This is a genomic window from Candidatus Roseilinea sp. NK_OTU-006 (genome assembly GCF_012931985.1).
Taxonomy (GTDB): Bacteria; Chloroflexota; Anaerolineae; order J036; family Brachytrichaceae; genus JAAFGM01.
Window position 1 is genome coordinate 1 of sequence record NZ_JAAFGM010000083.1, and the last position, 2,973, is coordinate 2,973.

Consider the following 2,973-nt stretch of genomic DNA (forward strand, 5'->3'; position numbering starts at 1 on the left):
GCAGGCTCATGGTCTTAGCGCCGATAGCGTTGGCCGTGGCTTCGATCTTCTCCAGGGCAAGCGCATATCCTTCCGCCGAGAGAATCTGCGCCTGTCGCTGTCCTTCGGCCTTCAGAATGGCAGCGTGCTTCTCGCCCTCGGCAACCTTGATGGCTGCTTCGCGCCGGCCGTCGGCCTCCGTCACTGCCGCGCGGCGATTGCGCTCTGCCGACATCTGTCGCGTCATCGTGTCCTGCACATCACGCGGCGGTTCGATCTCCTTGATCTCGACCATCGTCACCTTGATGCCCCAGCGCGCCGTCACCTCGTCCATCTTGACGCGCAACACCTGATTGATCTGATCGCGCTTGGCGAGCACGTCGTCCAGATTCAAATCGCCGACGACTGCGCGCAGCGTCGTCATGGCGATGCCTTGCGCTGCAGCTTTGTAGTCCTCGACCTCGACAATGCTCGGAATGGCGTCAACGACCTTGAGGTAGATCAAAAAGTCAATCGAAACCGGCGCGTTATCCTTCGTGATGCAGGTCTGCGGCGGCACGTTGATGACGAACTCGCGCAAATCTTGCCAGACCGGGCGATATACGAACGGGATGAGCCATACCAGCCCCGGCCCGCGCGCACCGATGACGCGACCGAGCCGAAACACGACCAGCCGTTGATATTCGGCCACGATTTTGATCATCGAAGTCAGCAGCACGACGACCGCCAAAGCGAGCAGCAAAACTACCAGTACATTCGTATCGAGCATATTACCCTCCTGTTCTCCCTTGCTTGACATCTGTATCCGGCCCAGGCGTGCCTACCCGCCGCACACGCAGTGCGATGCCTTTCACACCGACGACTGCCACTCTCTCGCCGACGCGGATGGGCAATGCGCCGTCTTCAGCCGCATCGGCAATTGCCGACCAGGTCTCGCTGCCGATCTGCACGACGCCAACGGCGTTGGCTCGCCCCACTTCGGTGCGTACGAATCCTTCAGCGCCCGCCAACCGCTGCGCGGCATCGCTGAGCACGGGTAGGCGCTGGGCACGCAGCCCTTTCCCCACAGCCAGGAAGAGGAACGCCGTAACACTGGCAGTGACACCCCCAACCAGCCACGGACTGACCGCAACGACCGGCATCGTGGGCGTGGGCGGAGTGAAAGGCCGATACAGCATGAGCGATCCAAGTGCGAAGAAGGCAATCCCGGCCAGACCCGGTGCCCCAAAGCCGGGCGAGAGCACCTCGACGACGATCAAGAGGATGCCTGGGGCGATCAACGCGATGCCCGCCCAGTTCAACGGCAAGCTGCCGAACGCCACAAACGCCAGCGCCAGCGAAATCACGCCCACTGCGCCCGGCAAGCCAAAGCCAGGAATCTGCAACTCGATCACGAGCGCGATCGCGCCCAGGCTCAGCAACAGATACGCGATGTTCGGGTCGGTGACGATGTGCAGGAGGCGCTCGGCGAAGTTCATCGGCGCCGGAACCGTCTGTGCGCCGGCAGTGCGCAGTGCAACAGGGCCAGCCACAGTGTTGACGAGCCGCCCGTCGAGCTGGACGAACAAATCATCCATGTCTGCGGCCACGAGATCAATCAGGCCATGTTGCAGCGCCTCTGCGCTGGTCAGCGAGATGCTATCGAGCACGGCACGTTCCGCCCACTCCGGGTTGCGCCCGCGCGCTGCAGCCAACGAGCGCGCCATGGCGGCGGCGTCCTGAGCGATCTTTTGCATCCTCGTCTCGTCTACTTCTGCGCCAAGTGCAACGGGGTGTGCCGCGCCAATGTTGGTGCCGGGCGCCATCGCGGCCACATGAGCGGCCAGCGTCAAGAACATGCCGGCGGATGCTGCGCGCGCCCCGGCGGGCGAGACATACACCGCGACTGGCACAGGCGACGAGAGCATGACCTGAGTCATCTCCCGCATCGCGGCGTCCAGGCCGCCCGGCGTGTCCAGGCGCATGATGACCAGCTCGGCGGAGTCGCGCTCAGCTTCGGCCAAGGCGCGTTGCAGATAGCTCGTGGTGAGTGGGTTGATGACGCCTGTGACTTCAATGAGATGAATGCGCGGCGAACGATCGCCGGCCGTTGGTGCCCGTGTTGCGGCGCCTGCGTGGTCGGCCTGGATCAGGGCAAGGCCCAAGGTCAGCCCGATCAGAACGAGGGTGCGGGCCGCCGTGCGGATCATGCGGCTGTTCTCCATCGTGAACCATGTGATGGAAGAGTGTAGGGTGCACACTTTGGGCGTTCAATCGCGGAAGCGCGCAATCGGGATAAGCGAAACTGCGGATTCGAAGTGTCATCGCCGCCCGTTCACGGGTACCACCACGCTCAGATGCGTGCCGCGCCCCGGTTCAGAATGGACGATCAGGGTTCCGCCAATGGCCCACACGCGCTCCTGAATGCCCATCAGTCCGAAACTGCCCAGTTGCGCCAGCTCCGACAGCGGTCGGGGCACCTCGAACCCCTTGCCGTCATCGCCGATATCCAGTTGCACGGCCGTGGCGCGATACGTCAAGTTCACGCGCAGGCCGGTGGCATGCGCATGCTTGCGGATGTTGGTCAGCGCTTCCTGCGTGATGCGATACAGCGCCAGCTCCTGCTCGGCTTGCAGCGCGATCGGTTGCCCCGACACGGTGAAATCGGCTTGAGGCACGGCGCCTTCGCCCTCGCGTGCGGCGCGCACGAGGGCCTGCAAAGCAGGCACCAGGCCCAGATCTTCCAGCACCGGCGGGCGCAAGTCGCGGCTGATGCGTCGCACGCCCTGCAATGTGTCGGCCACCGTGGCCTGCAGTTGCGCCAGCTCGGCCTTCCGCGCGTCATCAGGCTCTGTGGCCTGATAAAGTTCGAGGCGGCGGCTGACGGCCAGCAGGCTCTGTGTCGTTTCATCGTGCAATTCGCGAGCGATGCGCCGCCGCTCTTCTTCCTGCGACTGCGTCATTGCCCCCAGGTAGCGGCGCAGCCCGGCCCGGTAGCGGGCGATCTGTCCCGCC

General features: G+C 64.1%; 3 protein-coding genes. All 3 read right to left on the reverse strand.

The features are described 5' to 3' along the window. On the reverse strand, positions 1-748 hold a 748-nt coding region (locus GXH28_RS15515), incomplete at its 3' end, for an SPFH domain-containing protein (protein WP_169239923.1). A gap of 1 nt (position 749) precedes the next feature. Then, positions 750-2,183 (reverse strand): NfeD family protein, encoded by a 1,434-nt coding sequence (locus tag GXH28_RS15520; protein ID WP_169239924.1) that lies wholly within the window; start codon positions 2,181-2,183, stop codon positions 750-752. A 96-nt stretch (positions 2,184-2,279) separates the two neighbouring features. Next, positions 2,280-2,973, reverse strand: a 694-nt coding sequence (locus GXH28_RS15525; RefSeq protein WP_169239925.1) for a sensor histidine kinase, incomplete at its 5' end; no start/stop codon positions are given.

Coding starts and splice junctions, on each gene's coding strand:
- GXH28_RS15520 (WP_169239924.1), bottom strand. CDS start 2,183: ATGGAGAACAGCCGCATGATCCGCACGGCGGCCCGCACCCTCGTTCTG.